The following is a 23,959-nucleotide window of genomic DNA, read 5'->3' as shown; positions in this document are numbered from 1 at the left end:
AGCAAGAGTGAACCACCTGATCCCTTCCCGAACTCAGAAGTGAAACCTCTTAGCGCTGATGGTAGTGTGGGGTTACCCATGTGAGAGTAAGTCATCGCCAGCTCATTATTCGAAACACCCCCTGACTAGTCCAGGGGGTGTTTTTTTATGCAAGGGGAAAAAGGGAAGAAAAAAATAATAAGAAAAGCAGAAGAAAAAACAGGGAAATGATAGATATTTAAAAATAATACGGCTAAACAGCGCTAAAAATTTACATCAAGGTGAGTCTATATTCTTTATAGTGAAGTTCAGTCTCCAATGTATAAAAACAATAGGATGTGCAAATGCTCCAAGATCTCAATAAAGTCTCTATTTTAGAGATATTGCAGCAACGCTTTGAGGCAAATATGCAGCGTCATCCAGAATTGCTTTGGGATGATGTTAAAAAACAATTGATTGCACAGCCCTCAAAACTAAAAACTGTAATCGAAATGGAAAAAACAGGGGGTGAGCCAGATATTGTGAGGCTGAATCGGCAATCTCATGACCTGATATTTTATGATTGCAGCTTAGAGTCGCCAAAGCCTAGACGACGCTTATGTTATGACCGTGATGCCTTGGAGAATCGGAAGGATCATCCTCCCAAAAATAACGTAATAGACATGGTTCGAGACATCGGTGCTCAGCTGCTTACAGAAGAGGACTATCGAGCGATACAGCAAGTTTTTCATTTCGATTTAAATACTTCGAGCTGGATCGTGACGCCAGCAGATATTCGGCAAAAGGGTGGGGCACTGTTTTGTGACCGACGTTATGATCATGTATTTAGCTACCATAATGGCGCACAGTCATATTATGCGTCTCGTGGATTTCGCTGTAAGCTGGTGATTGCTTAATCTCAGCGCTATCAAGGTATTTAAAACAATCTAGAGTGTTCAAACGAACTTTTCTAAAGATATATTTTCGTTTGTTTTTTAGACATTTAAAATTTTTCTAAACTAAAGATAGAAATAAATGATGGTGTGTCGTTCTGAAGTTGAATGAAAGAATAGAAGAATTAGACCTAAAAACAAGGACATTATTATTTAAAAAAAGAAGTTAAATAATCATATATTGATAATGTTTAATAATTAAACTAAAGCATGAAAAATAACACAATTAACATGTACTTATAAGAGACTAGATTTATTAAACATACGTCTAATATCCCTAGAAAACACTGTTCCGTATATTCCGTGGCTGTTGAATTTTACTTAAAAATTCAATGAATGTTATGGACAAGTACTCATGGGAGATGAGAACGATGACAACGGAAAAAATAGACATAAATTCTGTAGTCGATAAGGCTAAATTTACCCCGTTCCACTTCAATGTAGTGGCTTGGTGCTTATTGATTATTTTATTTGATGGCTACGATTTAGCGATTAATGGCGTGGTTTTACCATTATTGATGCAAGACTGGGGCTTAAGTGCAATGCAAGCGGGGATGCTTGCCAGTACTGCGCTCGCAGGGATGATGTTTGGTGCCATGTTCTTTGGTTCTTTAGCAGATAAGATTGGCCGTAAAAAAGTCATCATGATCTGTATTGTTTTATTTAGTGGTTTGACCTTTGCCGGTGGTTTTGCGTCAAATCCAACAGAATTTGGTATTTTGCGTTTCTTGGCTGGTTTAGGGATTGGCGGTGTAATGCCTAACCTTGTGGCTTTAACGTCGGAATACGCGCCGCAGAAGATGCGTAGCACACTAGTAACGACGATGTTTAGTGGTTATGCAGTCGGTGGTGTGATGGCGGCACTTTTAGGTTCATGGTTCACCCCTGACTTTGGTTGGCAAATCATGTTTTTTATTGCAGGTATTCCACTTTTCCTTTTACCTGTCATTTGGAAATTCTTACCTGAATCTTTGGCATTTATGGTGAAAGAAAACAAACAGGAAAAAGCCCGCAGTATCGTGAAGCGCTTAGCGCCTGAAGTGAAAGTGACTGAAAATACAGTGTTCACTTTACCGCAAGAAAATGTACCTGAAGCTGCTAACGTGGTGAGTTTGTTCCGCCGTGGTCGTGCCGTAAATACATTGCTGTTTTGGGTGGCGTTCTTTACGTGCCTATTGACCATGTATGCGCTAAGCAGCTGGTTACCAAAACTGATGATGGCAGCCGGTTATTCTATGGATAACAGCTTGATGTTCATGATGGTCATGAACGTTGGCGCAGTTGTGGGTATTGTTGGCGGTGGTATTTTGGCTGACCGTTTCCATTTAAAACCTGTGCTGATGGTTTTGGGTATGATGGGGGCGATTGTGATGAGCTTGATGGGCTTCCAATCGAATCAGTTCTTGCTATACATCTTGGTGTTCTTGGCAGGTGCTGCGTCTATTGGTTCGCAAATGCTGCTGTACAGCTATGTGGCGCAGTATTACCCACTTGCTGTACGTTCGACAGGTATTGGTTGGTCTTCTGCCATTGGTCGTATGGGTGCGATTGTAGGGCCGATTCTGATTGGTGGTTTGCTTGGTATGAACTTACCTGCGCATTTCAACTTTATGGCGGTGGGTTTACCTGTACTGATTACTGCGATCGCGGTTGCATTGATCATGCATGAAAACGACAGTGATAAAATTGATGTTAAAGAGGCAACTACAGCCAAAGCTTAAGTTGTTATTCTTTAAAAAGAAAAGCCTCCGAAAGGGGGCTTTCTTTTGTAGATATAGGAATTTTTTTTCTCTAACAACTTAATATTTAGAAAACTTAGTTATATATTTAGTACTAATTTCTTAATTAAAATCAGAAATTTGGTATTTTTAATGGAAGCAGAGGAATTAGAAAGTTTATTAAATGAAGATAAAGAAAATTTAAAAAATTTTATAAAACGTCTATTTGAAGATAATCCTAATATGTATTTATCCGATTTCTATATGTTAGGTGCAGTAAAACGTAGTTATGGAAATATTAATGGACTCAGTACGCTTATTCATTCTAGAAATATGAATGCTACTCGTTGTTTACTTAGAGTCCATTTGGATACGGTCTTACGGTTTCAAGCATTCTGGTATGTAGAAAATATAGATCAGTTTGTCCAAAAAATATTGCAAGGAGAGAGTGTAAGCAAATTCAAAGATAAATTAGGTAATAACTTAACGGATAGCTATCTTGCTGATATTTTGTCTAAAAACCATCCTTGGGCAAAAATGTATATAAAAATTTGTGTAGTTATATCCATTTTTCAGATGCACATATTTGGGATGGAATTGATCCAAAAAATTTTAATAATGGAAAGTTCACTTTTCAAATCACGGAGCAAGATACAAAGTATCCTGAATGGAGTTGGAATGAAATTTTAGAATGTACACATAATATTAATATAATTTTTCAAAATCATTTGGAAAGCTATTTATTATCTCGAAATAATCTTTTAAAAGGTGAGCATAAGTGAAACTCAATTCCATCTCCCCAACCCCTGAAGACGATGAAGAACTGCATCTGCCTGAACTGGTGTACTGGGCATCTTTAGGTGAACTCGCAGAAGTCGAAAAATCTTTAGCGAATGGCACAGACGTAAACACTGCCGATGAAGAAGGCTATAGCGCACTGCATGCAGCCGCAGAAAACGGCTATTTAGACGTAGTGAAGCTTTTGGTAGCTAATGGTGCAAATGTACAGCATAAGACCCAATACACAGCATTAGAGCTTGCAGAAATGGCAGGCAATGATGATGTGGTAGCTTACTTAAAAAATTTGTAAGCCATAATATTTTATGAATCAACATTATAAAATACCCGCATGCAATATGCGGGTATTTTCATTTTAGTATTATTGTTGCTGTTGCTGTTGCTGTTGCTGTTGCTGTTGCTGTTGCTGTTGCTGTTGCTCAAGCTCCTGCTGAATCGCTTGATTAAACGCAGGCAAGTCATCTGGACAACGAGAAGTAATGAGCACCCAACCACCCGTATTACAGCGGTGCACCTGCTCATCGACCCAATGTGCACCCGCATTTTCCAAATCCAAACGAATACTTTTATAAGACGTCAGAGTTTTATCACGAATTCGTTCAGCATTAATGAGCGCCCAAGGACCATGACAAATTGCAGCAATAGGTTTTTGATGGTCAGCAAAGTTTTGAATAAGTCGCAGTGCATCTTCATCGATCCGTAGATGATCTGCATTGACAGTTCCGCCTGGAATTACTAACACATCATAGTCTTCAGCATTTACGTTGCTCAATTGGGCATTGGGTTGAACTTCAGCTTCGACCTTTTTGTCGGCTTTTACTGTTTGGACAACCGCATGTTTAATAGCGGCATGAATGGCTTCAATTCCCTTTTCATTTAAATAATTTAATGGTTGGATCAGCTCGTCATGTTCAACACCGACATTTGAAGTTATCACTAAAGCTTTTAAAGTCATGATTGACTCCTTGCAATGAGGATTGTCTACCACGCTAACAAGCTGACGGATTTGGGTATGTAATAATTTCGCAGGAAACTGTAAGAAGTTTTGACAGAGATGTTATGCGAAAGTTCTAGATTAGAGCGAACTTTTAAAAATCAGCTAGAAAAAGAAAACCCCAACATCCTGTTGGGGTTTTCTTCGTATTTCGTATTTTAGATACAACTCCATGTCATATCTCACGTCCTGATGCAGAAACTTATTGTTATTGTTTTATGTTTCGGAAACTTCCTGTTTCCTGATAACTGTAGATTAGGCCTGTTTGAATAAATTGAATAGCAGCAATTTTCTGCATGCCATGTAAGCCAAAACGTACAAAATTATTCTGTTACCTTTCCAAAGAAAAATCATCTGATTAATTGATTAGAATCAAATGATTATAAAAGGGAAGGGAACAATAAATGAAACAATGTATACAATATTTTCGAACGCCTAGCCTCATCGTCGGTATCTTGATGACAGCCGCATGCCATGCGGAAAACACCACAACTACAGCACAAGATCAAACACCAAGACAAGCTCAAAAATCGGCACAAATCCAGCAAGAACAACGCTTTAAAATACAAAAAATCGCTCAATTTAATGAACCTTGGGCGTTTCAACAACTCCCAGATGGACGCTTATTGCTAACTGAAAGAAAAGGTCAACTGATCATCTTTAACCCGCAAAATCAGCAGAAAATACAGGTGAAAAACCTTCCCAAAGTAGCCTATGGTGGACAAGGCGGCTTAGGTGATATTGCACTTGATCCACAGTTTGAAAAAAATCATCAGATATACCTGAGCTATGCAGAAGCAGGACAGGGCGGTTTTGGCGCTGTCATCGAAAAAGCCACATTAAACCTCAATGAAGCTGTGCCAAGTTTAAAACAGCGAAAAATCATTTGGAGGCAAATTCCAAAAGTAGAAGGTCAAGGCCATTATTCACACCGTATGCAATTTGGAACAGATGGAAAATTATGGGTGAGTTCGGGCGAACGTCAGAAGTTTGATCCTGCACAAGATCTGCAGTCAAATTTGGGTAAAGTGTTGCGCTTAAATAGTGATGGAACGCCTGCTGCGGATAATCCATTTCAGACCCAAGGCGAAGTTGCCAAGCAAGTCTGGAGCTTCGGGCACCGTAACCCTTTAGGCATGGCATTTGATGCAAAACAGCAGCTTTGGGTGGCTGAAATGGGCCCGAAAGGCGGTGATGAGTTAAATCTCGTGCAGCGAGCGAAAAACTATGGCTATCCGCATGTGTCGAATGGCGATCATTATGATGATCAACCGATTCCTGATCATCATACACGGCCTGAATTTGAAGCCCCTGCCATCAGTTGGACACCGGTGATTTCACCGTCGAGTTTGATGTTTTACCAAGGGCAAAAGTTCCCCTTGTGGAAAAATAAAGCGCTGATTGGTGGTTTGTCGTCTCAAGCAATCGTGATTGTGGACACAGCACATCAACCGGCAACAGAAATCCAGCGTATCGACATGAAACAGCGGATCCGTGGCTTGATTGAGGCCAAAGATGGCGCAATTTGGGGGATTGAGGATGGTGAAAAAGCATGGTTATTCAAAATTGAGCCAAAATAGCGACTAAAAAATAAACAAAAAATTCAAAAAATAAAAAAAAGCCCCTCCGGGGCTTCTCACATACAGGCCTGCACGAATTTCAAATCCGTCACCTAAGCCGCATAGTGCTCATCGGCATTAAATGCATTGGCTTGAATTTGAATTAATTTACGATTTCCTTGTTCTCCATTCATTCGCCAATGCGCAATTTTAATATTATCGACGATCGCAACATCACCTTTATGCCACTGCAAAAGCAGGGCATCTTTATACATCGCATCAAAAAATTGCTGCTTTTCGGCATCGCTCCATTCAATTTGTTGACCTTCTGGCGTGTAAATTTCCCAAGTCAGTTGCATGCCGTCCGCTGTCGAATCGATTTCAATCTCCCCGCGATTTTCAAAGCAATTTTTGGCCGCCTGATGGGCAAATGGATTGGTATTATTAGCAAAAGCCCACGGCTGAATCACATGCTTTTTCGTATCGGGGTGATGAATCACCAGTGGCGAACGCTGCAAGGTCAGTTTGGCTTTTTTATCTTGTCGAATCTCTAGACTAAACGGGCTCTTTTTCAGCAATAATCGGTCAAATAGCCCCACCTCGCGCGCCGAGACATAAGAAAAATGGTTCCATGCACCAAGATATTTTTCCTGTAGATGTTTCGGAAAATTCTCCCAAATCTGCTCTAAGTTATTAAATCCTGTTTCTGCCAAATACGTCGAAGGTTCCTGACAAAATAAGGCGATATAACGCGAGCGTTCTGAGCGCACGCCACCTTCAACATGTGGGCCTTGTACCGAGTTTTCGACTGGACCCAATTGCACTGTGTTGCGATCGATATAACGACGGTAGTCGCCTGCGCCGAGCAATTTCTCGCTGTATTTTCGCATCCAAGATGCAACCCAGCTGGGCATGTTGGGGTTAAATGCATTCCATGGCGTAAACTGAAAATATTGTTCAATCAGTTGGTTAAATTGTTCGGGTTGCTCGATGTTAAAACCACGGAACAGCAAGATGCCATTTTCATGGATTTGTTGTAAAAGCTCTTGTCGATGCGCGCCAATATATTGTGCAAGATCTTGCGGGCTATTGTGTTCTGGAGCGGCATGAAAAATGCGGGTAAAACTATTCAGTTGTTGCTGTTGCAATTGCATAGGTCATTCTCTAATTTTTTAATTCAATTTTTATTGTTGTCGCCTAATCCCTAAGCGCTGACAGTTCGAGCTGCTGAACTCGCAGCCGTTATTCTGTCTAAAATCTCTGCCGATTATAAGTACAGTTTTACTGTTGCGATGTAAGTATTGTTGATAAATTGCGATTTTTCGACGAATAGAGTGCGATAGCTGAATGAATGACGACATGAAAAAAGCCCTCGACATCCTATCGAGGGCTTTTTAGATTCATTCTAAAGATATGACTCCTGTCATACCGATCAGCGTTCCTGCTGCATGTGCATTATTTATTTTTATTGCAAGACATCCTGTCTCTGTATGTTCTTACTATAGGCGCGTTGCTGTTGAGGCCATAGGCGTAAATACTGCAAGCGCTGTAGGTAAATGCCTACAGCAGAACGTCGCTAAATCCTGCTAGTGTAGTGATTTAAATAACAACAATGAGTTTCGCGCATGCCTGCAACACAAATCGATATACGGATGCAATACAGCATAGAACAAGAACAACAGTTGATAAATGCTGTCTTTGACGCCTTACAACAGAGTTTTCAACTACCTTCATATGACCGCAATATGCGTTTGCAAGTGCATGCGCCACATCGGTTTCAGGTGTTTGATCATTTGACGCAGCCTGAGCGCTTTACACATATCACCATTGATTGTTTTGCGGGACGAACCGTAGCAACCAAGCGTAAGTTATATCAAATGTTGGTGCATAATTTGGTGGAATTTGGCATTCCAGCCGACCATATCATCATAACATTACGTGAAAGCCCTCTAGAAAATTGGGGGATACGAGGTGGTCAAGCCGCTTGTGATGTCGATTTAGGTTTTCAGGTCGATGTTTAGTCTGTGCAAATACATGGAATGTTGCTTTCACATCGCCTAAACGAAAAAAGCCCCGACATCCTGTCGGGGCTTTTTCGGATTCATTCTAGCGGTATAACTCCTGTCCTACCGTAAGCTTCCTGCTCATTGTCTTATCATTGTTGTTTTATGTTCAGTGACATCCTGTCGCTGTATGACCTTAATATAAAAGTAATCCAATAACGTGAATAGTGTCTATTATCCGCATCTGATGTAAGCCAAAACGTACAACACCTAAATTATCATTCTGTCCGTCGCGTCAATATATTGCACAGCATTAAGGCTCTCGATCGTTAGATCTATGTATCCATATTGATCTAAACCGCTTTTAAAACAGCAGGAAGCTGGTTTTGAAGTGACTAAAAGCTTTATCAGCGGTGTTACATATTTTTGCGATTAATTGGTTGAATGGTGAACTAATTTATCAGACATTAAAAATTCATAATGAAAAATATACAGGGAATAAGATCGATGCTAAGAATACTTACACAACAACGGACGACATCAAATCTTCAGCTCGCATTAGGCTGCGTTATTGCGCTTAGTGCTTCAGCAAGTTGGGCAGCATCTCCACAAGAGATTAAGCAAATTGCGGAAAGTCAAAAGCAAAGTTATTTAGAGACCTTGAAAACCTTGGTCAATATTGAATCTGGCAGTAAAGATATTGAGGGTTTGAATCAAATTGCTAAGGTGGTCGCAGAGCAATTAAAAGCCACAGGGGCTGAGGTGAACGTGATTCAGCCCAAAGACATCATGAAACTCGATGGTGCGCCAGATCAGACAGGGCCGATTGTCAAGGCGGTACTGAAAGGCAAAGGTAAAACGAACATTATGTTGTTGGCACATAATGATACGGTGTATCAAAAGGGCCAATTACAAGGTCAACCGTTTCGTATAGATGGTAATAAAGCCTATGGTTTAGGTATTTTGGACGACAAGCAAGGTGTTGCTGCAGTGATTCATGTCTTGGATATGCTGAAACAGCTGAAGTACCAAGATTACGGCACCATTACGGTGTTAATTAATTCAGATGAAGAAATCAGTTCACCCGGCTCGCGCCAATTGATTATGGATACAGCTCAAAATCAGGACGTTGTCCTCTCCTTTGAAACCGGTGGTTTAGAGGGAAGTTTGATGTTAGCCACTAGTGGGATTGGTGCGGCTTATTTAGATATTAAAGGGCGGGGTTCGCATGCGGGGGTAAAACCTGAAGCAGGGGTCAATGCCTTGACAGAACTGGCTTTTCAGATTCAACAATTAGAAAATCTATCCAATCCGAAAACGGGTTTAAAGCTGAATTGGACTGTTGCGACGGCTGGAAAAACCCGAAATGTGATTCCTGACCATGCGACAGCGCAGGCAGATGCTCGTTCCTTAAAACCACAAGATTTTGCTGAGTTGGAAAAAACCTTGAAGCAAAAAGTCAAAACCAAAAAATTGGCGGAAAGTCAGGTCGAGGTCAAATTTGAAGTCCGTCGACCACCTTTAGAAGCCAGTCCACAAGCCAAAAAATTGGCCGCGACAGCCCAGCAGATTTACACAAACGAATTAAAGCTGCCGATGAAAGTTGAAACGACCGCTTGGGGTGGTGGTACTGATGCCGCTTTTGCTGGGGTTAGTTCGAGAGCCGCGATCATTGAGGGACTAGGCATGTCAGGTGATGGATTACATTCAGATAAAGCTGAATATATTTTGACAGATTCTATCGTACCGCGTTTGTACCTGGTGACGCGTTTAATTGTGGAGAGTTCTAAAAAGTAATCGTATCCGATTGGGTGAGACCCATTGAGCCATGGCCCTGAGTTCGGTTGTGGCTCATGTTAGAGCTATTCTTGTGTAGCATTTGAAATGAAAAAAGCCTCGACATCCTGTCGAGGCTTTTTTCAGATTCATTCTAGCGGTATAACTCCTGTCCTACCGTAAGCTTCCTGCTTAGTCTTATCATTGTTGTTTTATGTTCAGTGACATCCTGTCTCTGTATGTTTTAACTTTATCGTGGATGATGCATGGGGTATAGCTGCCATCTGCCGAAAATAATGTAAGCCTGAACCTACAAAAGGCGGCATTTATCACGCGAACGGCAAGAATTAAGCACTCACATATTGCAGTAATTTTTTGAAAATCGCTTTAACCGCTTTGCTATCAAATTCATTCGGTTCGAATTTATCTGCTTGATTACGCGTGAAAATGTCACGAATTTCAACCACAGCATTACTGTCAATTAAGCCCAATTGGGTTGCCACTTGGCGAATTTGATCAATCGAACGTGAACCATTGGTGCCACCATAGCTAACGTATGCTGCAGGTTTTCCGCCCCATTCTTTACCGAGGTAATCCAACGCATTTTTGAGTGCAGGGCTATAACCGTGGTTATATTCAGGGCTAATGAAAATAAATGCGTCGCCTTGCGCGATTTTATCTGCCCATACTTGTTGTTTGGGTTGGTCATAAATTCCTGTTAATGGCGGATGTGCGCCTGCAAAAATTGGCAGATCCCATTCTTTTAAATCGACAATTTCAGTTTCTACGGTACTGTAGTCATAGCTTTCGATTTCTGAAAGTAGCCAGTTGGCAATTTTAATTGCCGTACGGCCTTCGCGGACACTGCCGACAATAATATGCAGTTTCATCATATTTCCCGTCTTGTTTTAAAGTCTTGCATTAAATTAATATGAATTCGGTCCGTTGCATATACAGAAAATGTATCGAGTCGATTGATAGTTATAAAAATAGTGATAAAAAAAGCTCCCGAAGGAGCTTTTCATTTGCTGAAACTTAGATCAGTTTTACGCCTTGTTGACCGGCAGGGGTCACTTTGAAAATTTCAACTTCAAAGGTGATATTTTTACCGGCTAGAGGGTGGTTGAAATCCACTTCGGTAATGTCTTCACCTACAGTTTTGATCACCCCATACAGACTTTGTTTGGCTTTATCTTCAAACTCAATCATATGGCCTTCAACAGGACGTTGCTCAAATTTGACAGTATCAAATTTTTGTACGTTTTCCGGGTTCCATGGACCAAAAGCATCTTCAGGAGGAAGGCTCACAGTACGGCGGTCACCTGCACGTAAACCGAATAAAGCTTTCTCAAAACCCGGTAATAAGCTGCCATCACCCATGACAAGGCTGACAGGTTCAGCACGGCTACGGGTATTGTCAATTTCTACGCCATTTTCAATAGCAACAGAAAAGTGAAGGTCTACTTTAGAACCTTCTTCAATACGAGTTTCCTCGTTAGGATTGATAAAATCAGTCATTTTGCGCTTCCGCACGTTGAATTCGGTGTTTTTCTAAGAAAAACGTATCGATAAGAAGCAGAATCGTGCCTAATGTAATGGCACTGTCTGCAATATTAAATGCAGGAAAGTGGCTGTTGTTGTAATACACGTGAATGAAATCCACCACATAACCTAAAGATACGCGGTCAATTAAGTTGCCTATTGCGCCGCCTAAAATCAGGGCAATGGCAATCGGAAGGACTTTCACGTTTTTTGGCATACGCATGAGCCAAAATACAAAAATGACAGACACAAGTCCTGCGAGTGAAGTAAAGAAATAACGTTGCCATCCACCGGCATCGGACAAGAAACTAAAGGCAGCGCCATAGTTATGTAGTAATGTCCAATTTAAAAAGGGCATGACAGGTACAGGATCTGCGTAGTTCAGATGTGTACTTGCAATCCATTTGGTCCATTGATCCAAAATAATGGCAACAATGGATAAGCCCACCCACACTAAATTGTGTGGGTAGAATTGAAAGAAGCCCTTTTTTTCTTGTGGATTAGGCATATTTTCTCTCTTCGCCTTGACCTGTAGGAAGGTTAATAATACAACGAGAACAAAGACCTGGATGTTCGTGATGTGTATTCACATCTGGCAGTACATGCCAGCAGCGTGCACATTTTTCACCGTCAGCAGCAGAGACTTTGACATTTAAACCGTCAAGGTCAGAGGCTTCGCCTTGTGCTGCGTCAAATTCATTAACAATCACTTGAGAGGTGATGAGGACAAAACGCAGTTCTTCACCGAATTTGTCTAAAACAGCTTTCAGTTCAGCATTGGCCCAAAGTTCAACTTTGGCAGACAAGTTTGAACCCACAGTTTTTGCAGTACGTGCAGCTTCAATAAACTTGTTTACTGCAGATTTGACGGTGATCAAGGTTTGCCATTCAGCTTCAGTCACCAGATTCGCTGTAGAGGCTACAGGAATGTCATACCACTCCGCAGTAAATACATATTTCTCAGATTGCTCTGGAATCAACGGCCAAGCTTCTTGTGCGGTAAAGCTCAAGATAGGAGACATCCAACGGACAAAGGCTTGAACCAAGTGATACAACGCCGTTTGTGCAGAATGACGCGCTGCTGAGTCTGCTTTGGTGGTGTACTGACGGTCTTTGATGATGTCGAGGTAGAAACCACCCAAGTCATTAATACAGAAGTTGGTCAATGCGCTAGTCACGATATGGAAGTTCATATCTTCATAAGCTTGTTGAATAGTTTTTTGTACTTCCGCAGCACGTTGCAAGATGTATTGATCCAGTGCGATCAATTGATCGACAGGCAAAGCATCAGTCGATGGTTTGAAGCCATTCAAGTTAGCCAACAAGAAACGCAACGTATTACGGATACGGCGGTAACCATCTGATGCACGGCTGAAGATTTCTTTACCTGCAGTCATTTCATAACGGTAGTCTGCAGACGCAATCCAGAAACGTAGGCCATCTGCACCCATGTCTTTAATGATGTCTTGCGGAGTGATCACGTTACCGATCGACTTCGACATTTTGCGGCCTTTTTCGTCCACAACGAAGCCGTGAGTCAATAAGCCTTTGTACGGTGCGCGGTTATTAATCGCCATAGATGTTAACAATGAAGATTGGAACCAGCCACGATGTTGGTCAGAACCTTCAAGGTACAAGTCAGCAGGGTCTTGCAATTCTTCACGTTCACGAAGTACTGCAAAGTGTGTTGTTCCAGAGTCAAACCAAACGTCTAGAGTGTCACGAACCGCATTGTACTGCTCTGCATCTGCACCGATAAACTCAGATGCATCACGGTTATACCAACCGTCAATACCTTCTTGTTCAATCAGCTTCGCGACTTCTTCGATTAGCTCAGGGGTACGCGGGTGAAGTTCGTTGGTATCTTTATGCACGAAGAATGGAATTGGCACGCCCCATGTACGTTGACGTGAGATACACCAATCTGGACGACCTTCAATCATCGATTGGATACGGTTTTTACCCCAATCCGGTACGAAGCTGATGTCATTTTCAATCGCGTTCAATGCACCTTGGCGTAAACCTTTTGCATCCATGCTGATGAACCATTGCGGTGTTGCACGGAAGATAATCGGTGTTTTATGGCGCCAGCAATGTGGGTAGCTATGTTTGATCACCACATGTGCCCAAAGTTTGCCTGCTTCGGTTAAAGCAGCAATGATTTTTGGATTGGCTTTGTAGATGTGTTCGCCTGCAAAAATTGGCGCAGTCGGTAAATATACACCGTTGCCGCCAACTGGATTGTCGACTTTCAGGTTGTACTGTAAGCCAACTTTATAGTCGTCCACACCATGGCCTGGCGCGGTATGTACAGCACCTGTACCACTGCCGTCTGTGACATGCTCACCTAAAATCACTGGTACTTGGCGTTCAGCAATTAACGGATGTTGTAGTACTAGATTTTCAAGTTTTGCACCAGCAAACTCAGCGATTACTTCAACTGCGTTAAAACCATAACGTTGCGTTGCAGATTCAACCAATGATTTTGCAAGGATGAAGTTTTGCGCTGCTTTGTCTTCGCCAGTTGCTTTCACCAATTGGTATTCAAGTTCAGCGTGTAGAGCAACCGCTTGGTTGGCAGGCATAGTCCAAGGTGTGGTTGTCCAGATTACGATATCTGTAGAATCGCTAACTGTAACACCTAGGCGTGCAGATAAATCAGCTAAATCAACAACGCTAAAACCAACGTCAATCGCATCTGATTTTTTGTCTTCGTATTCCACTTCAGCTTCAGCTAAGGCAGAACCACAGTCCAAACACCAGTTCACAGGTTTAAGACCCGGCTCAATATGGCCTGCTTTGGCAATTTCACCGAGCGAACGAACGATGTCGGCTTCTTGTTTGAAGTTCATGGTGAGGTAAGGGTTGTCCCAATCACCAAACACACCCATACGCACGAAGTCTTTTTTCTGTAATTCAACTTGGGTGTAGGCATATTCACGGCAGGCTTTACGGAAAGTTGAGGCATCTACTTTCACGCCGACTTTACCGACTTTTTCTTCAACTTTCAGTTCGATTGGAAGACCGTGACAGTCCCAACCTGGTACATACGGTGCGTCAAAACCGTCCATTACACGGCTTTTGATGATGATGTCTTTCAGGACTTTATTCACCGCATGGCCTAAGTGAATTTGGCCATTTGCGTATGGAGGGCCGTCATGAAGCACATATTTTTTCTTGCCAATACGCGATGCACGAATCTGCTGATAAATGTTGTCGGCATACCACTCTTCTAACCATTTCGCTTCACGTACTGCGAGATTTGCTTTCATCGCAAATTCAGTACCTGGGAGGTTTAGCGTGGCTTTATAATCCACTGCATTTTCAGGAGTTTGCTTATCGCTCATGCAAGTTGTCTTCCAAATTTATCAGCCCGTTGACTGACGCGTTTTACAATAAATAATCGGGGTTTAAAAGGGGAAATGAGGGTGCTGACCTCGAAACTCAAGGAGCTTTTCGACGTCGTCATCAATTCCGGCTTTCAGTGCTTCAAGCGAAGGGTAGTCCTTTTCGCCATGTAAAAAGTTCAAGAACGTCACCCGCATTAACAGGCCATACAGATTAGCAGAAACATCAGGAAAATGTACTTCTAATCGCCATTCAGGATGTTCCTGTTTAATTGCGGGACGCGTACCAACATGCCCTGCACCAAACAGGGCAGAGGGTGCATAACCTGCAACCCCTAATTTGTCAGCATTTTCGTTTTTTACTTTATCTGTTAAAGATTCGGTTTCACAAATGACATCGACTGCATAAATGCCATTTAAACAAGGTTTATGACGGTTTAAACGCACATTAATGGTAGGAAAATTAATGGTGCGACCGATTTGATCGCCATACTGCACACGACCGGTGATGCTATAAGGACGACCTAAAAGTTTTGCGGCATGGGCAAGGTCGCCTGCTTGTAATGTCTGACGAACCAGTGTCGAACTGACACGTTCGCCATCAACTTCGACATTTTGCAGGGCTGTGACTTGGAAGCCGTATTGGCGTAAAAATTCGCTATTGCCTTGGCGGTTTTTGCCAAAGTGATGATCTTCGCCCAAAACTAAACTTTGTGTATTGAGTTTATTTTTTAAAATATCGGCAAATTCTTCGGCGCTGAGATTACGAAAGGCATTGTCAAATTTCGCCACCACAATATAGTCGACGCCTAGTTCAGTTAAATATTCGACTTTTTCACGTAGTGAACTGATTCGAGGCGGTGCATCATAAGCTTTAAAGAATTCAAGCGGTTGTGGCTCAAAAATCATCACAGCTGTTTTTAAGTTTTGTTGCTGTGCTATGTCTTTGAGCTGGCTGACCATCGCTTGATGACCCAAATGTACACCATCAAAATTGCCAATGGTCACGGCAGTTTTGGGGAGTTCTAAGTGGGGCGCTAAAGCATTCAGACGGAGCAGCTTCATGGGCGAATCAATTGTTGAAAATGTTTGAGGGCTATATATTGCCATAATCTTCTGCGTTCGTCTTGTTGTTGTGTTTTTACTCAAGTTTTTTTATGCAGAGATGAATTTATTATCAATAAAATAAATTATAAAAATAAATATTAATCAATTTTTCTTATTTAATGGTGTGCTTAAACTATAGACATTCCATTTTGATGAGCATCATGCGATGAAAATGCCATTTTATCAACTCCAGCATAAACAAGACTTGATTCGTCATTTCACCCCAAACTGGTTTACGGTGGTGATGGGCACAGGTGTGGTGGCCCTCATTTTACCATCTATAGCGGTGGCGCCGCAGTGGATGTGGTCCTTCGGAGCAGCGCTGTGGCAGATCAGCATCGTGTTGTTCATATTGTTTAGTGGGATGTATCTCAGCCGATGGATATTGTACCCACAAGCAGATTTTCCAGCATCCAGTGATGAGTTTATTTCTTGGGGCGATCCCCATGGCACTGGCAACCCTGATCAATGGCGCATTGAAATTTGGCACCACGCTGTACACTGAGTTTTTGGGCGTAAGCATCATCACATGGGCTGAATATTTATGGTATGTCGATGTGTTGATGGCAATTGCGATTGCATGGTGTGTTCCCTTTCTGATGTTTAGTCGTCAGCAACATGCGCTGCAAGGCATGACCGCAGTATGGTTATTGCCGATAGTGGCTTGCGAGGTGGCTGCCAGTTCAGGCGGTTTATTGTTGGCGCATTTACCTGCACAGGCTCATGCTGTCCATATTTTGCTGGGGAGTTATCTGCTTTGGGGAATCTCAGTATTTCCAGCATTTGCCATCTTAAGCATCTTGTTGCTGCGTCTAGCTTTACATCAATTGCCAAGCAAGGATATGGCGATCAGCAGTTGGTTGGCCTTAGGACCGATTGGGACAGGGGCTTTAGCGCTGTTACTTTTGGGCGAGCAAGCCCCACGTATTTTGACAGCAGTAGATTTGGCTGATTTGGGACAGGTGTTGCTTCAAGGCGGTGTGTTTGCAGCCCTTGTTCTGCTCGGATTTGGTGTATGGTGGTTTGGAATCGCTATACTCATCACGCTAAAACATTTGCGAGATTTACCCTTTAATCTCGGGTGGTGGGCGATGACGTTTCCATTCGGCGTTTTTAGTTTGGCGGTCATCCATTTGGCGGAACAGACGCAATTACACGCTATTCAACAGTTCGGTACTTTTTTTGCAGTATTGCTCTGTACGCTTTGGTTATTGGTGATGCTGAAAACCATACAAGGGTTTTATCGCGGTAGCTTATTTTTTTCTCCGTGTTTAAAAGCGTATTGTGATGCTCAGAGCGCATCTTAAATGATGTCGGGTGAATATAAATCCGTTGAAGAAAACTATAGCGCGTTGGCTTTGACGGATTTCAGCAAACAAATATAGAGCTTGTGCAAGCGTGTGATGCAGTTACGTTATTTTGCTATCCAAGCAAAACATTCATGTATAAAATTTGCGCGTATTTTCAAGAGATCAACTGGCTTCGAGATATAAACTTGCTTGAAGTGTAGGAACTAGAGCAAGGCATATGGATTAAAACAAAAAGATAAAAATAAGGATCGAATTATGTGTAATCAAACCAGTTTTTGGGATGATGCCAAAGGATTATTAGAAGAATGGTATGTCGCTTGTACCTCTAAAGAACTCAAAAAAGATCAACCTTTTTCAGCCACCCTGTATGGTAAAAAAATTGTTCTGTTCCGACAAAAAGATGGAACAGCTGCTGCATTGCTCGATCAATGTGTACATCGTGGCGTGCCTTTGTCTCAGGGTAAAATGACTGATGGCTGCGTGACGTGTCCATATCATGGCTGGTCGTATCAGGGCGATGGGCATGTGGCGCATATTCCTAGTGTCAATGGACAATTTTTTCCAGAAAAACCGCATCCTTTTAAACAGCGTAGTTTTGATGTATGTGAGCAAGATGGGGTGGTATGGATTTATCTCGGTGAAAAGCCCAAACAGGAACGCCCGGAAATATTTAAATTACCGTTTTATGATCAAGCCGGCTGGGTCAGCTATTACATGGTCGGCAGTTATGATGGCGAGATGGGCGCTGTTGCACAGAATATAATGGATGTAACCCATACCATATTTGTCCATGAAGGCTGGTTTCGTTCAGAGTCGGGAAAAGCCGTGGATGCCACCATAGATGTCGGGCCGCGCAAAGTAGTCGTTGACTATCATGACCATGATGCAGATGTCGGCATGATGCCATGGCTGACCAATCCGCATGGTGCTGAACAGGTCCACCGCGACAGTTTTATCGCGCCGAATATTACCTTGGTGGAATACCATTGGGGAGAGCCATTGGGCATGGTGTTTAATAGTCTGATTAGCCCTGTGGGGCCGTATGAGTCACGGGTTTATACCTGTGTCAGTTATAAATTTCCGATTCCAAAATTGTTGTCTAAGGCATTGATGCCGGCTGTGAATGCCTATACTTGGGTGGTCAACAAACAAGACATTAAAATTTTGTCAGCGCGAAGAGCTGGCATCGAGCATATGCCGATGACCCATTCGCATAGTGTACGAGGGGATATGGCACATATTGCATTAGAGAAGATTTTAGATGCCTTACGTCATGACCAACAATTGGCACCATCTTTTATTGGCAAGCGGCCGATGCAATTTCAAATTTGATAGCATTCAAATCTGCGTGAGGAATTTATTTTCTGAGCAATGTGATTTTTGAAGATGATTTTTTCTGCGCACGTGCAAATGTATGCTATATGAAGGCATCAATTTGAGGAGACCGCTATGCGTCAGCAAATCGCTTTAATTATGGCACTGCCGAGTGAATCTAAAGGCTTGTTTGAAGCCGCAGGCATTGAAGTACATTACAGTGGTATTGGTAAAGTCAATGCCGCATTTAAAGCCTTTGATGTGATTCAAAAAACCGGATGTCATACTTTGCTGAATTTGGGCACTGCGGGAAGTTCACATTTTGATGCACATGCTTTGGTTGAAGTAGCTCAATTTGTACAACGGGATATGGATGTATCGCCTTTGGGTTTTGATGTGGGGGTGACGCCGATGGATACCGATCATCCTGCTGAAATTCAGCCAGAGAGCATGTTTAGCCATTTGCCTAAAGGAATTTGTGGTACAGGCGACAGCTTTGAAACTGGGCTGCCGAAAGTACCGTGTAATCTTGTCGATATGGAAGGCTACGCAATCGCTAAAGTATGTAAAAAACTGGGTGTTCGCTTTGTATCGGTAAAATATATTACCGATGGTGCGAATGACACAGCGCATCTGGATTGGGAAGAAAATTTATTATTCGGCGCAAAGAAATTATTGAAATTATATCAAACAGTCAAATAAGGCATTTAGCTAATTTCGGTCGGCGACCATAGAATGCTATGGTCGTATGCCAATTCGACCCAATTCAATTTACTTTTCTGGGCGTGGAATTACACCGTAAAGCATCATATGAACGGTATGTTGAATAATCCGTTGTTGCATACTGCGATTACGTAAGGTTTTTCCAGTGACCATTTCCATTTGGGTTGCAAAGTCAGCATAGTTTTGCGTAATTGCCCAAATGTTCAGAATTAAAAGTTCTGGATCAATATCTTTTGAAATTTTACCTTGCTCTTGCCAGTTGCTAATGACTTTGGCTTTGCGTTTCACTAATTTTTTTAGTGGGCCTTTTAAAATTTCAAGAATGTGTGGTGCGCCCTGAATGACTTCAAGTGCGAACAAACGTGAGGCTTTCGGTTGCGTACGAGATACTTCAATTTTCTGCAATAGATAATTGGTGATCGCTTCTTCAGGCTCAAGGTCTGCTTCCAACATTTGTAGCGGAGCAAGCCACTTTTGTAGAACCGTTGTCAGAACTTCAACATAAAGCGCTTCTTTATTTTCATAGTAATAGAAAATATTCGATTTATGCATTTCTGCAATCTGTGCGATCTCATCCAAGCTGGCGCCATTGAAGCCATACAGGGAAAAGACATCCAGTGCTGCATTAAGCAACTGGTGGCGTTTCTGGGTACTCTTTTTTTGTTCCATTAGCTCTTTTAAGAAAATGAAAAGGGAATATTGAATTGTACGGCAAATCAACAGATTTGTGCACAATCATCGTTTCTAATTTTATGAATTTTGGCAGTTTATTCTGTTCAACGGTCAAATAAATACGACGAATACCATAATATTTCAAATAATCATTTTAGGGTGAAATTTAAATAAATCATTATTTTTAGTCATGGATTTATATGATTTATCGTAATTTTTGTGATGTATTTGTCAACAGGCGATAAATCTCCCCTAAATGCTAAACGTGGTTATGTTGCGATATTGCTCTAGAACAGGACAGGAAGTCACACAGTTTAAGTGATGATTTCCTGCACAAGTACAGCTTAAGTGGCCAACACTGCTTGTAAGACCTGTTGTTCAAGTTCAGTAAATTCAATGCCTTTTTTTCGTGGACGGGCCAAATCGACACGAAATTCTTTGGCAATATGGCCTTTATCGAGCAAGATTATACGGTCTGCCAACTGCACGGCTTCACTTACATCATGTGTGACCAAAATTGCGGTAAAACCTTGTTCAGTCCAGAGTTTTTCAATCAAATTCTGCATATCTAAACGTGTTAAGGCATCGAGCGCACCCAGTGGTTCATCTAGCAGCAAAATGCGTGGTTTATGTGACAAAGCACGTGCCAGTGCAGTACGTTGACGTTGCCCCCCTGACAGCTGTGTTGGCCAAAGCCCCGCTTTGTCTTTTAAACCGACTTTTTCGAGGAGTGCTGTAGCATTGGCGTGTTGGTCTTTGCTTAAACCAAGTTGTACATTTTTCTCAATGCTACGCCAAGGCAGGAGGCGAGGGTCTTGGAACATCACACGAATATCATCACTGGTGATGCCTTCACGAATATGACGTGCAGACTTAAATTTAATTTCGCCATAACTCGGTTTTTCTAAGTCGGCGATGAGGCGAAGCAGGGTACTTTTACCACAGCCACTACGACCGACAATCGCCAAGAATTCACCGGGTTGAATATGCAGGTCAAGGTCTTCAAGGACTTTAACATCGCCATAAAATTTGTGTAGTTGTTCAATCAGGATCTCTGCGCCCAACACTGCATGGGGATTGATATCCTCGACAGAAGAACGCTGAGGTTGGGTTGAGTCGTCTGCATGACGGCTTATGCTTAAATCGGTCATCACATGCTCCTTATTTTTGGTAACCCGAGTGCCAACGGAGTAAATATTTTTCTAAGGCAACAGCCAGTACATCGGCTAATTTACCGAGTAGGGCATACAATAAAATCCCGACCAAGACGATATCGGTTTGTAGAAATTCGCGTGCATTCATGGTCATATAACCGATGCCGGCTTGTGCAGAAATGGTTTCTGCCACAATCAACAAAACCCAAACGAGCCCGAGTGAAAAACGCAGACCAACCAAAATAGACGGCATCGCCCCCGGTAGAATGATTTCTTTATACAGTTGCCAGCCACTCAAACCGTAGCTTTTGCCCATTTCAATCAGTTGAGGGTCTACAGAACGAATACCATGATAGGTATTGATATAAATGGGAAAGAATACGCCAATAGCGACTAAAAAAAGTTTGGCCGATTCATCGATCCCAAACCATAAAATCACCAAGGGAATCAGGGCAAGAGCAGGAATATTACGGATCATTTGCAGCGTGGTATCGAGTAGCGTCGATGCTGTTTTGGATGAACCATTCAGCAGCCCTAAAAAAAGACCTAATCCACCGCCGACTAAAAGCCCAACCAAAGCACGACCGGCACTGATTTGAACATGCTTCCACAGTTCACCACTGATCAGTAAGTTCCAAAAGGCCACCACCACCGCACTTGGCGCAGGCAAAATACGACTTTCTAACAGCCCTGTAACAGAGGCAATTTGCCAAACAATAATTAATGCAATAGGAAACAACCAAGGCAGCAAACGCTGCCCGAGTTGTGTTCCACGTGAAACCTTCGGTGCTTTGAAGGTTTCAACAGAAACAGTTTTGGACATTAGGCCGGCTCCTGAATCTTTTCAGCTTTTTTATTTTCATCTGGTGTGTAATTGTTCGCGACAATCTCACCAAATGGGCCGGTTAAGTTAGGTTGAACCAATTTCTGACGTGTTTCCAATGGCAGTAATGGGAACACTAATTCTGCAAAACGGATCGACTCTTCAAGGTGTGGGTAACCAGAGAAAATAAAGGTGCTAATCCCGAGATCGGCATATTCTTGGATACGTGCGGCGACGGTTTCAGGATCACCAACGAGTGCCGTACCTGCACCACCACGAACCAGACCAACACCGGCCCATAAGTTTGGCGATACTTCTAATTTGCTACGGTCGCCATTGTGCAGTTCAGCCATACGGCGTTGACCAACAGAGTCCATGGTTTTGAACTTGGCTTGCGCGGCTGCAATGGTGGCATCGTCGACATATTGGATCAGCTCTTCTGCTGCTTTCCATGCCTCTTCATTGGTTTCGCGCACAATGACATGTAAACGAATGCCATAATTCAGTTCACGTCCTTTGGCTTTGGCTTTTTCACGCACCACTGCAATTTTTTCTTTTACCGCAGCAGGTGGCTCACCCCAAGTCAAATAGGTGTCAACTTGATCTGTTGCCAGTTCAACAGCAGCCTCTGAAGAACCGCCAAACCATAATGGTGGGTACGGTTTTTGTAGCGGCGGATAGAGTAATTTGGCGTCGTCCACACTCAGACGTTCACCATGGAAGGTATAGCTTTCACCGGTATGTGAGCGGGTTAAAATTTCACGCCAAATGGTGGTGTATTCCGCGGCAGTTTGGTAACGCGTTGCGTGATCTTCATAGACACCATCACCCTTGAGTTCCTGCTCATCACCGCCTGTAACTAAGTTCAGTAAGATACGGCCGCCAGATAAACGGTCAAAAGTTGCAGCCATACGTGCAGTTAGTGCAGGCGTTGTCACCCCCGGACGTAGCGCCACTAGAAATTTTAAATTTTTAGTGGCATCAATCAAGCTTGCAGCTGTAAGCCATGGATCTTCACATGAACGACCTGTTGGAATCAGAACGCCTTCATAGCCAAGATTATCCACCGCTACTGCAATTTGCTTCATGTAGGCATGATCGACTTGGCGTGCACCTTTACTTGTTCCTAAGTAGCGACTGTCACCGTGGGTAGGGATAAACCAGAAAATTTTCATGTTCAGTTCCTTGTATTTTTGATGGCTCGGGTATCAATGTGATGAAGGTGTCCAAACTTGCTTTTGGACTTGAATGTTGTTTGGAATCAGTTGGACTTGTTTAAATAAGTCCGCAATATTTTGCTGTGCTTGTATGACCTCAGGTGTCAGCGAGCGCACAGGAGATGGTTTGGATCGGCGTGAAAAGGCTTGCGCAGCAATATTCTTTTGCAGCCCTGTGCTGTTTTTATAAATCTCTAAAGCCACATTTTGGTTCTTCACAATCCACTGATCGGAAGCGTCTAAGGCCTTTAAAAATTTAGCTGGGGCATCAGGGTGCGCTTGAACGACTTTTGGATTTGCCACATAAAATGAATAGGTCTTTGGAAAATCACCAGATTGAATCAGCACTTTAGCTTGAGCATCCAACTCCGCTGCAGATAAAAACGGGTCCCAAATGGCCCATGCATCAATTGATTTTTTATCAAATGCGGCACGTGCATCTGCTGGTGGAATCCAAATTGGTTGAATGTCATTCCAAGTCAAACCGGCTTTTTCTAAAGTCTTGGCTAATAACTCATGCGCACTCGAGCCTTTTTGTACAGCAACGCGTTTGCCACGTAATTCTTGAATGGTTTTGATTGAGCTATCCGCTGGAATCACGACAGCAAGCGACTGTTCAGGCACCACTTCATAGCCAATATAATTCAGGTCTTTATTGGCAGCTTGGGCAAAAATAGGCGGGGTGTTGCCGACATAGCCATAATCCACCGCACCGACCGCAAGGGCTTCTAACATTTGTGGGCCAGCAGGGAACTCCTTCCACTCAATGTGAGCGCCGGGAAATTGTTGTTCAAAGAGTTTTTGTTCACGGGCAACCAGCAAATTTAGGGCTGATTTTTGAAAACCAATAACCAAGGTTTTTACGGCTGTTTCAGTTGGTTTTTCACGATCCTGCTGTGCTGTTTCTTGTTTTTGGCACGCACTGAGTCCAAGGCCAAAAGTGGCTAAAGTCAGTATGGAAAATGTTCTTAGAATACGCATGGCATCGCCC

The 23,959-nt window shown here is 42.6% G+C and carries 21 protein-coding genes, 1 rRNA gene and 1 pseudogene; 11 read left to right on the top strand and 12 right to left on the bottom strand.

Features of this window, described 5'->3' with window-relative positions; genetic code table 11:
* The 5 genes from rrf to FTU16_RS08760 form a co-directional block, all read left to right on the top strand.
* Positions 1–103 (top strand): 5S ribosomal RNA (rrf, locus tag FTU16_RS08780); the annotation flags it as partial.
* Between the two features lie 220 nt (positions 104–323).
* Entirely contained in the window at positions 324–875 is a 552-nt protein-coding gene (locus tag FTU16_RS08775; RefSeq protein ID WP_180110344.1) for a DUF4256 domain-containing protein, read from the top strand.
* A gap of 407 nt (positions 876–1,282) precedes the next feature.
* Positions 1,283–2,632 carry an MFS transporter gene (locus FTU16_RS08770; protein WP_180107421.1) on the top strand — a complete coding sequence of 450 codons (1,350 nt, stop codon included), beginning with the start codon at positions 1,283–1,285 and terminating at the stop codon, positions 2,630–2,632.
* A 150-nt stretch (positions 2,633–2,782) separates the two neighbouring features.
* Complete coding sequence (locus FTU16_RS08765; RefSeq protein ID WP_180147573.1) at positions 2,783–3,319, top strand: hypothetical protein; 537 nt, start codon at positions 2,783–2,785, stop codon at positions 3,317–3,319.
* 88 nt (positions 3,320–3,407) lie between these two features.
* On the top strand, positions 3,408–3,719 hold the full coding sequence (locus FTU16_RS08760) for an ankyrin repeat domain-containing protein (RefSeq protein WP_180163094.1): 312 nt from the start codon (positions 3,408–3,410) through the stop codon (positions 3,717–3,719).
* 69 nt (positions 3,720–3,788) lie between these two features.
* Here the strand turns inward: FTU16_RS08760 and FTU16_RS08755 are convergent, their stop codons facing one another.
* Complete coding sequence (locus tag FTU16_RS08755; RefSeq protein WP_180163093.1) at positions 3,789–4,382, bottom strand: type 1 glutamine amidotransferase domain-containing protein; 594 nt, start codon at positions 4,380–4,382, stop codon at positions 3,789–3,791.
* A 443-nt stretch (positions 4,383–4,825) separates the two neighbouring features.
* Between FTU16_RS08755 and FTU16_RS08750 the strand changes: the two genes are divergently transcribed.
* The gene (locus tag FTU16_RS08750) at positions 4,826–6,001 is read left to right on the top strand and encodes a PQQ-dependent sugar dehydrogenase (protein ID WP_373683473.1); all 1,176 of its coding nucleotides are present in this window, start codon (positions 4,826–4,828) and stop codon (positions 5,999–6,001) included.
* A 92-nt stretch (positions 6,002–6,093) separates the two neighbouring features.
* On the opposite strand, the gene FTU16_RS08745 is transcribed toward FTU16_RS08750, so the two are convergent.
* Entirely contained in the window at positions 6,094–7,134 is a 1,041-nt protein-coding gene (locus tag FTU16_RS08745; RefSeq protein WP_180005606.1) for a TauD/TfdA family dioxygenase, read from the bottom strand.
* Between the two features lie 471 nt (positions 7,135–7,605).
* Between FTU16_RS08745 and FTU16_RS08740 the strand changes: the two genes are divergently transcribed.
* Positions 7,606–8,001 carry a tautomerase family protein gene (locus FTU16_RS08740; RefSeq protein WP_180005605.1) on the top strand — a complete coding sequence of 132 codons (396 nt, stop codon included), beginning with the start codon at positions 7,606–7,608 and terminating at the stop codon, positions 7,999–8,001.
* A 489-nt stretch (positions 8,002–8,490) separates the two neighbouring features.
* Positions 8,491–9,780 (top strand): glutamate carboxypeptidase, encoded by a 1,290-nt coding sequence (locus tag FTU16_RS08735; protein ID WP_180063067.1) that lies wholly within the window; start codon positions 8,491–8,493, stop codon positions 9,778–9,780.
* Between the two features lie 326 nt (positions 9,781–10,106).
* On the opposite strand, the gene FTU16_RS08730 is transcribed toward FTU16_RS08735, so the two are convergent.
* The 5 genes from FTU16_RS08730 to ribF all read right to left on the bottom strand — a co-directional run bounded on the left by FTU16_RS08730 (position 10,107) and on the right by ribF (position 15,713).
* The gene (locus tag FTU16_RS08730; protein ID WP_180051195.1) at positions 10,107–10,649 is read right to left on the bottom strand and encodes an NADPH-dependent FMN reductase; all 543 of its coding nucleotides are present in this window, start codon (positions 10,647–10,649) and stop codon (positions 10,107–10,109) included.
* 145 nt (positions 10,650–10,794) lie between these two features.
* Entirely contained in the window at positions 10,795–11,277 is a 483-nt protein-coding gene (locus tag FTU16_RS08725) for a peptidylprolyl isomerase (RefSeq protein WP_078190656.1), read from the bottom strand.
* Positions 11,270–11,809, bottom strand: coding sequence for a signal peptidase II (gene lspA / locus FTU16_RS08720; protein ID WP_078190655.1), 540 nt, complete (start codon positions 11,807–11,809; stop codon positions 11,270–11,272). The genes FTU16_RS08725 and lspA overlap by 8 nt, the downstream gene beginning before the upstream one ends.
* A complete protein-coding gene (ileS, locus tag FTU16_RS08715) occupies positions 11,802–14,648 on the bottom strand; it encodes an isoleucine--tRNA ligase (protein WP_111886017.1) in 2,847 nt (948 codons plus the stop codon). The genes lspA and ileS overlap by 8 nt, the downstream gene beginning before the upstream one ends.
* Before the next feature lie 63 nt (positions 14,649–14,711).
* Positions 14,712–15,713: a riboflavin biosynthesis protein RibF gene (gene ribF / locus FTU16_RS08710; protein ID WP_168379800.1), complete on the bottom strand. Its 1,002-nt coding sequence runs from the start codon at positions 15,711–15,713 to the stop codon at positions 14,712–14,714.
* A gap of 208 nt (positions 15,714–15,921) precedes the next feature.
* Between ribF and FTU16_RS08705 the strand changes: the two are divergent.
* From FTU16_RS08705 to FTU16_RS08695, 3 genes and pseudogenes are all read left to right on the top strand, one after another.
* Positions 15,922–17,062: pseudogene (locus FTU16_RS08705) on the top strand (TDT family transporter).
* A 258-nt stretch (positions 17,063–17,320) separates the two neighbouring features.
* On the top strand, positions 17,321–18,397 hold the full coding sequence (locus tag FTU16_RS08700; protein ID WP_180163092.1) for an aromatic ring-hydroxylating dioxygenase subunit alpha: 1,077 nt from the start codon (positions 17,321–17,323) through the stop codon (positions 18,395–18,397).
* 117 nt (positions 18,398–18,514) lie between these two features.
* The gene (locus tag FTU16_RS08695) at positions 18,515–19,081 is read left to right on the top strand and encodes a 5'-nucleosidase (RefSeq protein ID WP_111886021.1); all 567 of its coding nucleotides are present in this window, start codon (positions 18,515–18,517) and stop codon (positions 19,079–19,081) included.
* Between the two features lie 69 nt (positions 19,082–19,150).
* On the opposite strand, the gene FTU16_RS08690 is transcribed toward FTU16_RS08695, so the two are convergent.
* From FTU16_RS08690 to FTU16_RS08670, 5 genes are all read right to left on the bottom strand, one after another.
* Complete coding sequence (locus FTU16_RS08690; RefSeq protein WP_078190649.1) at positions 19,151–19,771, bottom strand: TetR/AcrR family transcriptional regulator; 621 nt, start codon at positions 19,769–19,771, stop codon at positions 19,151–19,153.
* Between the two features lie 347 nt (positions 19,772–20,118).
* Positions 20,119–20,925 (bottom strand): ABC transporter ATP-binding protein, encoded by an 807-nt coding sequence (locus FTU16_RS08685; protein ID WP_078190648.1) that lies wholly within the window; start codon positions 20,923–20,925, stop codon positions 20,119–20,121.
* A gap of 10 nt (positions 20,926–20,935) precedes the next feature.
* Positions 20,936–21,751 carry an aliphatic sulfonate ABC transporter permease SsuC gene (ssuC, locus tag FTU16_RS08680; protein WP_078190647.1) on the bottom strand — a complete coding sequence of 272 codons (816 nt, stop codon included), beginning with the start codon at positions 21,749–21,751 and terminating at the stop codon, positions 20,936–20,938.
* Positions 21,751–22,926, bottom strand: a complete 1,176-nt coding sequence (ssuD, locus tag FTU16_RS08675) for an FMNH2-dependent alkanesulfonate monooxygenase (RefSeq protein WP_180009570.1) — start codon at positions 22,924–22,926, stop codon at positions 21,751–21,753. Before ssuD ends, ssuC begins: the two co-directional genes overlap by 1 nt.
* 33 nt (positions 22,927–22,959) lie before the next feature.
* Positions 22,960–23,949, bottom strand: coding sequence for an aliphatic sulfonate ABC transporter substrate-binding protein (locus FTU16_RS08670; RefSeq protein ID WP_180163091.1), 990 nt, complete (start codon positions 23,947–23,949; stop codon positions 22,960–22,962).
* Between the last annotated feature and the right edge of the window lie 10 nt (positions 23,950–23,959).

The organism is Acinetobacter sp. YH12069, from assembly GCF_013419675.1.
Lineage (GTDB): Bacteria > Pseudomonadota > Gammaproteobacteria > Pseudomonadales > Moraxellaceae > Acinetobacter > Acinetobacter amyesii.
The sequence above is the reverse complement of the archived record's forward strand: the minus strand, read 5'-3'. Positions and strand labels throughout refer to the sequence as shown.

Bases quoted from the DNA above. Each gene is read 5' to 3' on its own strand.
- FTU16_RS08775 (WP_180110344.1), top strand. From the start codon at position 324: ATGCTCCAAGATCTCAATAAAGTCTCTATTTTAGAGATATTGCAGCAA.
- FTU16_RS08725 (WP_078190656.1), bottom strand. From the start codon at position 11,277: ATGACTGATTTTATCAATCCTAACGAGGAAACTCGTATTGAAGAAGGT.
- FTU16_RS08770 (WP_180107421.1), top strand. From the start codon at position 1,283: ATGACAACGGAAAAAATAGACATAAATTCTGTAGTCGATAAGGCTAAA.
- FTU16_RS08750 (WP_373683473.1), top strand. From the start codon at position 4,826: ATGAAACAATGTATACAATATTTTCGAACGCCTAGCCTCATCGTCGGT.
- FTU16_RS08700 (WP_180163092.1), top strand. From the start codon at position 17,321: ATGTGTAATCAAACCAGTTTTTGGGATGATGCCAAAGGATTATTAGAA.
- FTU16_RS08685 (WP_078190648.1), bottom strand. From the start codon at position 20,925: ATGACCGATTTAAGCATAAGCCGTCATGCAGACGACTCAACCCAACCT.
- ileS (WP_111886017.1), bottom strand. From the start codon at position 14,648: ATGAGCGATAAGCAAACTCCTGAAAATGCAGTGGATTATAAAGCCACG.
- FTU16_RS08765 (WP_180147573.1), top strand. From the start codon at position 2,783: ATGGAAGCAGAGGAATTAGAAAGTTTATTAAATGAAGATAAAGAAAAT.
- FTU16_RS08695 (WP_111886021.1), top strand. From the start codon at position 18,515: ATGCGTCAGCAAATCGCTTTAATTATGGCACTGCCGAGTGAATCTAAA.
- FTU16_RS08690 (WP_078190649.1), bottom strand. From the start codon at position 19,771: ATGGAACAAAAAAAGAGTACCCAGAAACGCCACCAGTTGCTTAATGCA.
- FTU16_RS08670 (WP_180163091.1), bottom strand. From the start codon at position 23,949: ATGCGTATTCTAAGAACATTTTCCATACTGACTTTAGCCACTTTTGGC.
- FTU16_RS08740 (WP_180005605.1), top strand. From the start codon at position 7,606: ATGCCTGCAACACAAATCGATATACGGATGCAATACAGCATAGAACAA.
- lspA (WP_078190655.1), bottom strand. From the start codon at position 11,809: ATGCCTAATCCACAAGAAAAAAAGGGCTTCTTTCAATTCTACCCACAC.
- FTU16_RS08730 (WP_180051195.1), bottom strand. From the start codon at position 10,649: ATGAAACTGCATATTATTGTCGGCAGTGTCCGCGAAGGCCGTACGGCA.
- ribF (WP_168379800.1), bottom strand. From the start codon at position 15,713: ATGAAGCTGCTCCGTCTGAATGCTTTAGCGCCCCACTTAGAACTCCCC.
- ssuD (WP_180009570.1), bottom strand. From the start codon at position 22,926: ATGAAAATTTTCTGGTTTATCCCTACCCACGGTGACAGTCGCTACTTA.
- FTU16_RS08745 (WP_180005606.1), bottom strand. From the start codon at position 7,134: ATGCAATTGCAACAGCAACAACTGAATAGTTTTACCCGCATTTTTCAT.
- ssuC (WP_078190647.1), bottom strand. From the start codon at position 21,751: ATGTCCAAAACTGTTTCTGTTGAAACCTTCAAAGCACCGAAGGTTTCA.
- FTU16_RS08755 (WP_180163093.1), bottom strand. From the start codon at position 4,382: ATGACTTTAAAAGCTTTAGTGATAACTTCAAATGTCGGTGTTGAACAT.
- FTU16_RS08735 (WP_180063067.1), top strand. From the start codon at position 8,491: ATGCTAAGAATACTTACACAACAACGGACGACATCAAATCTTCAGCTC.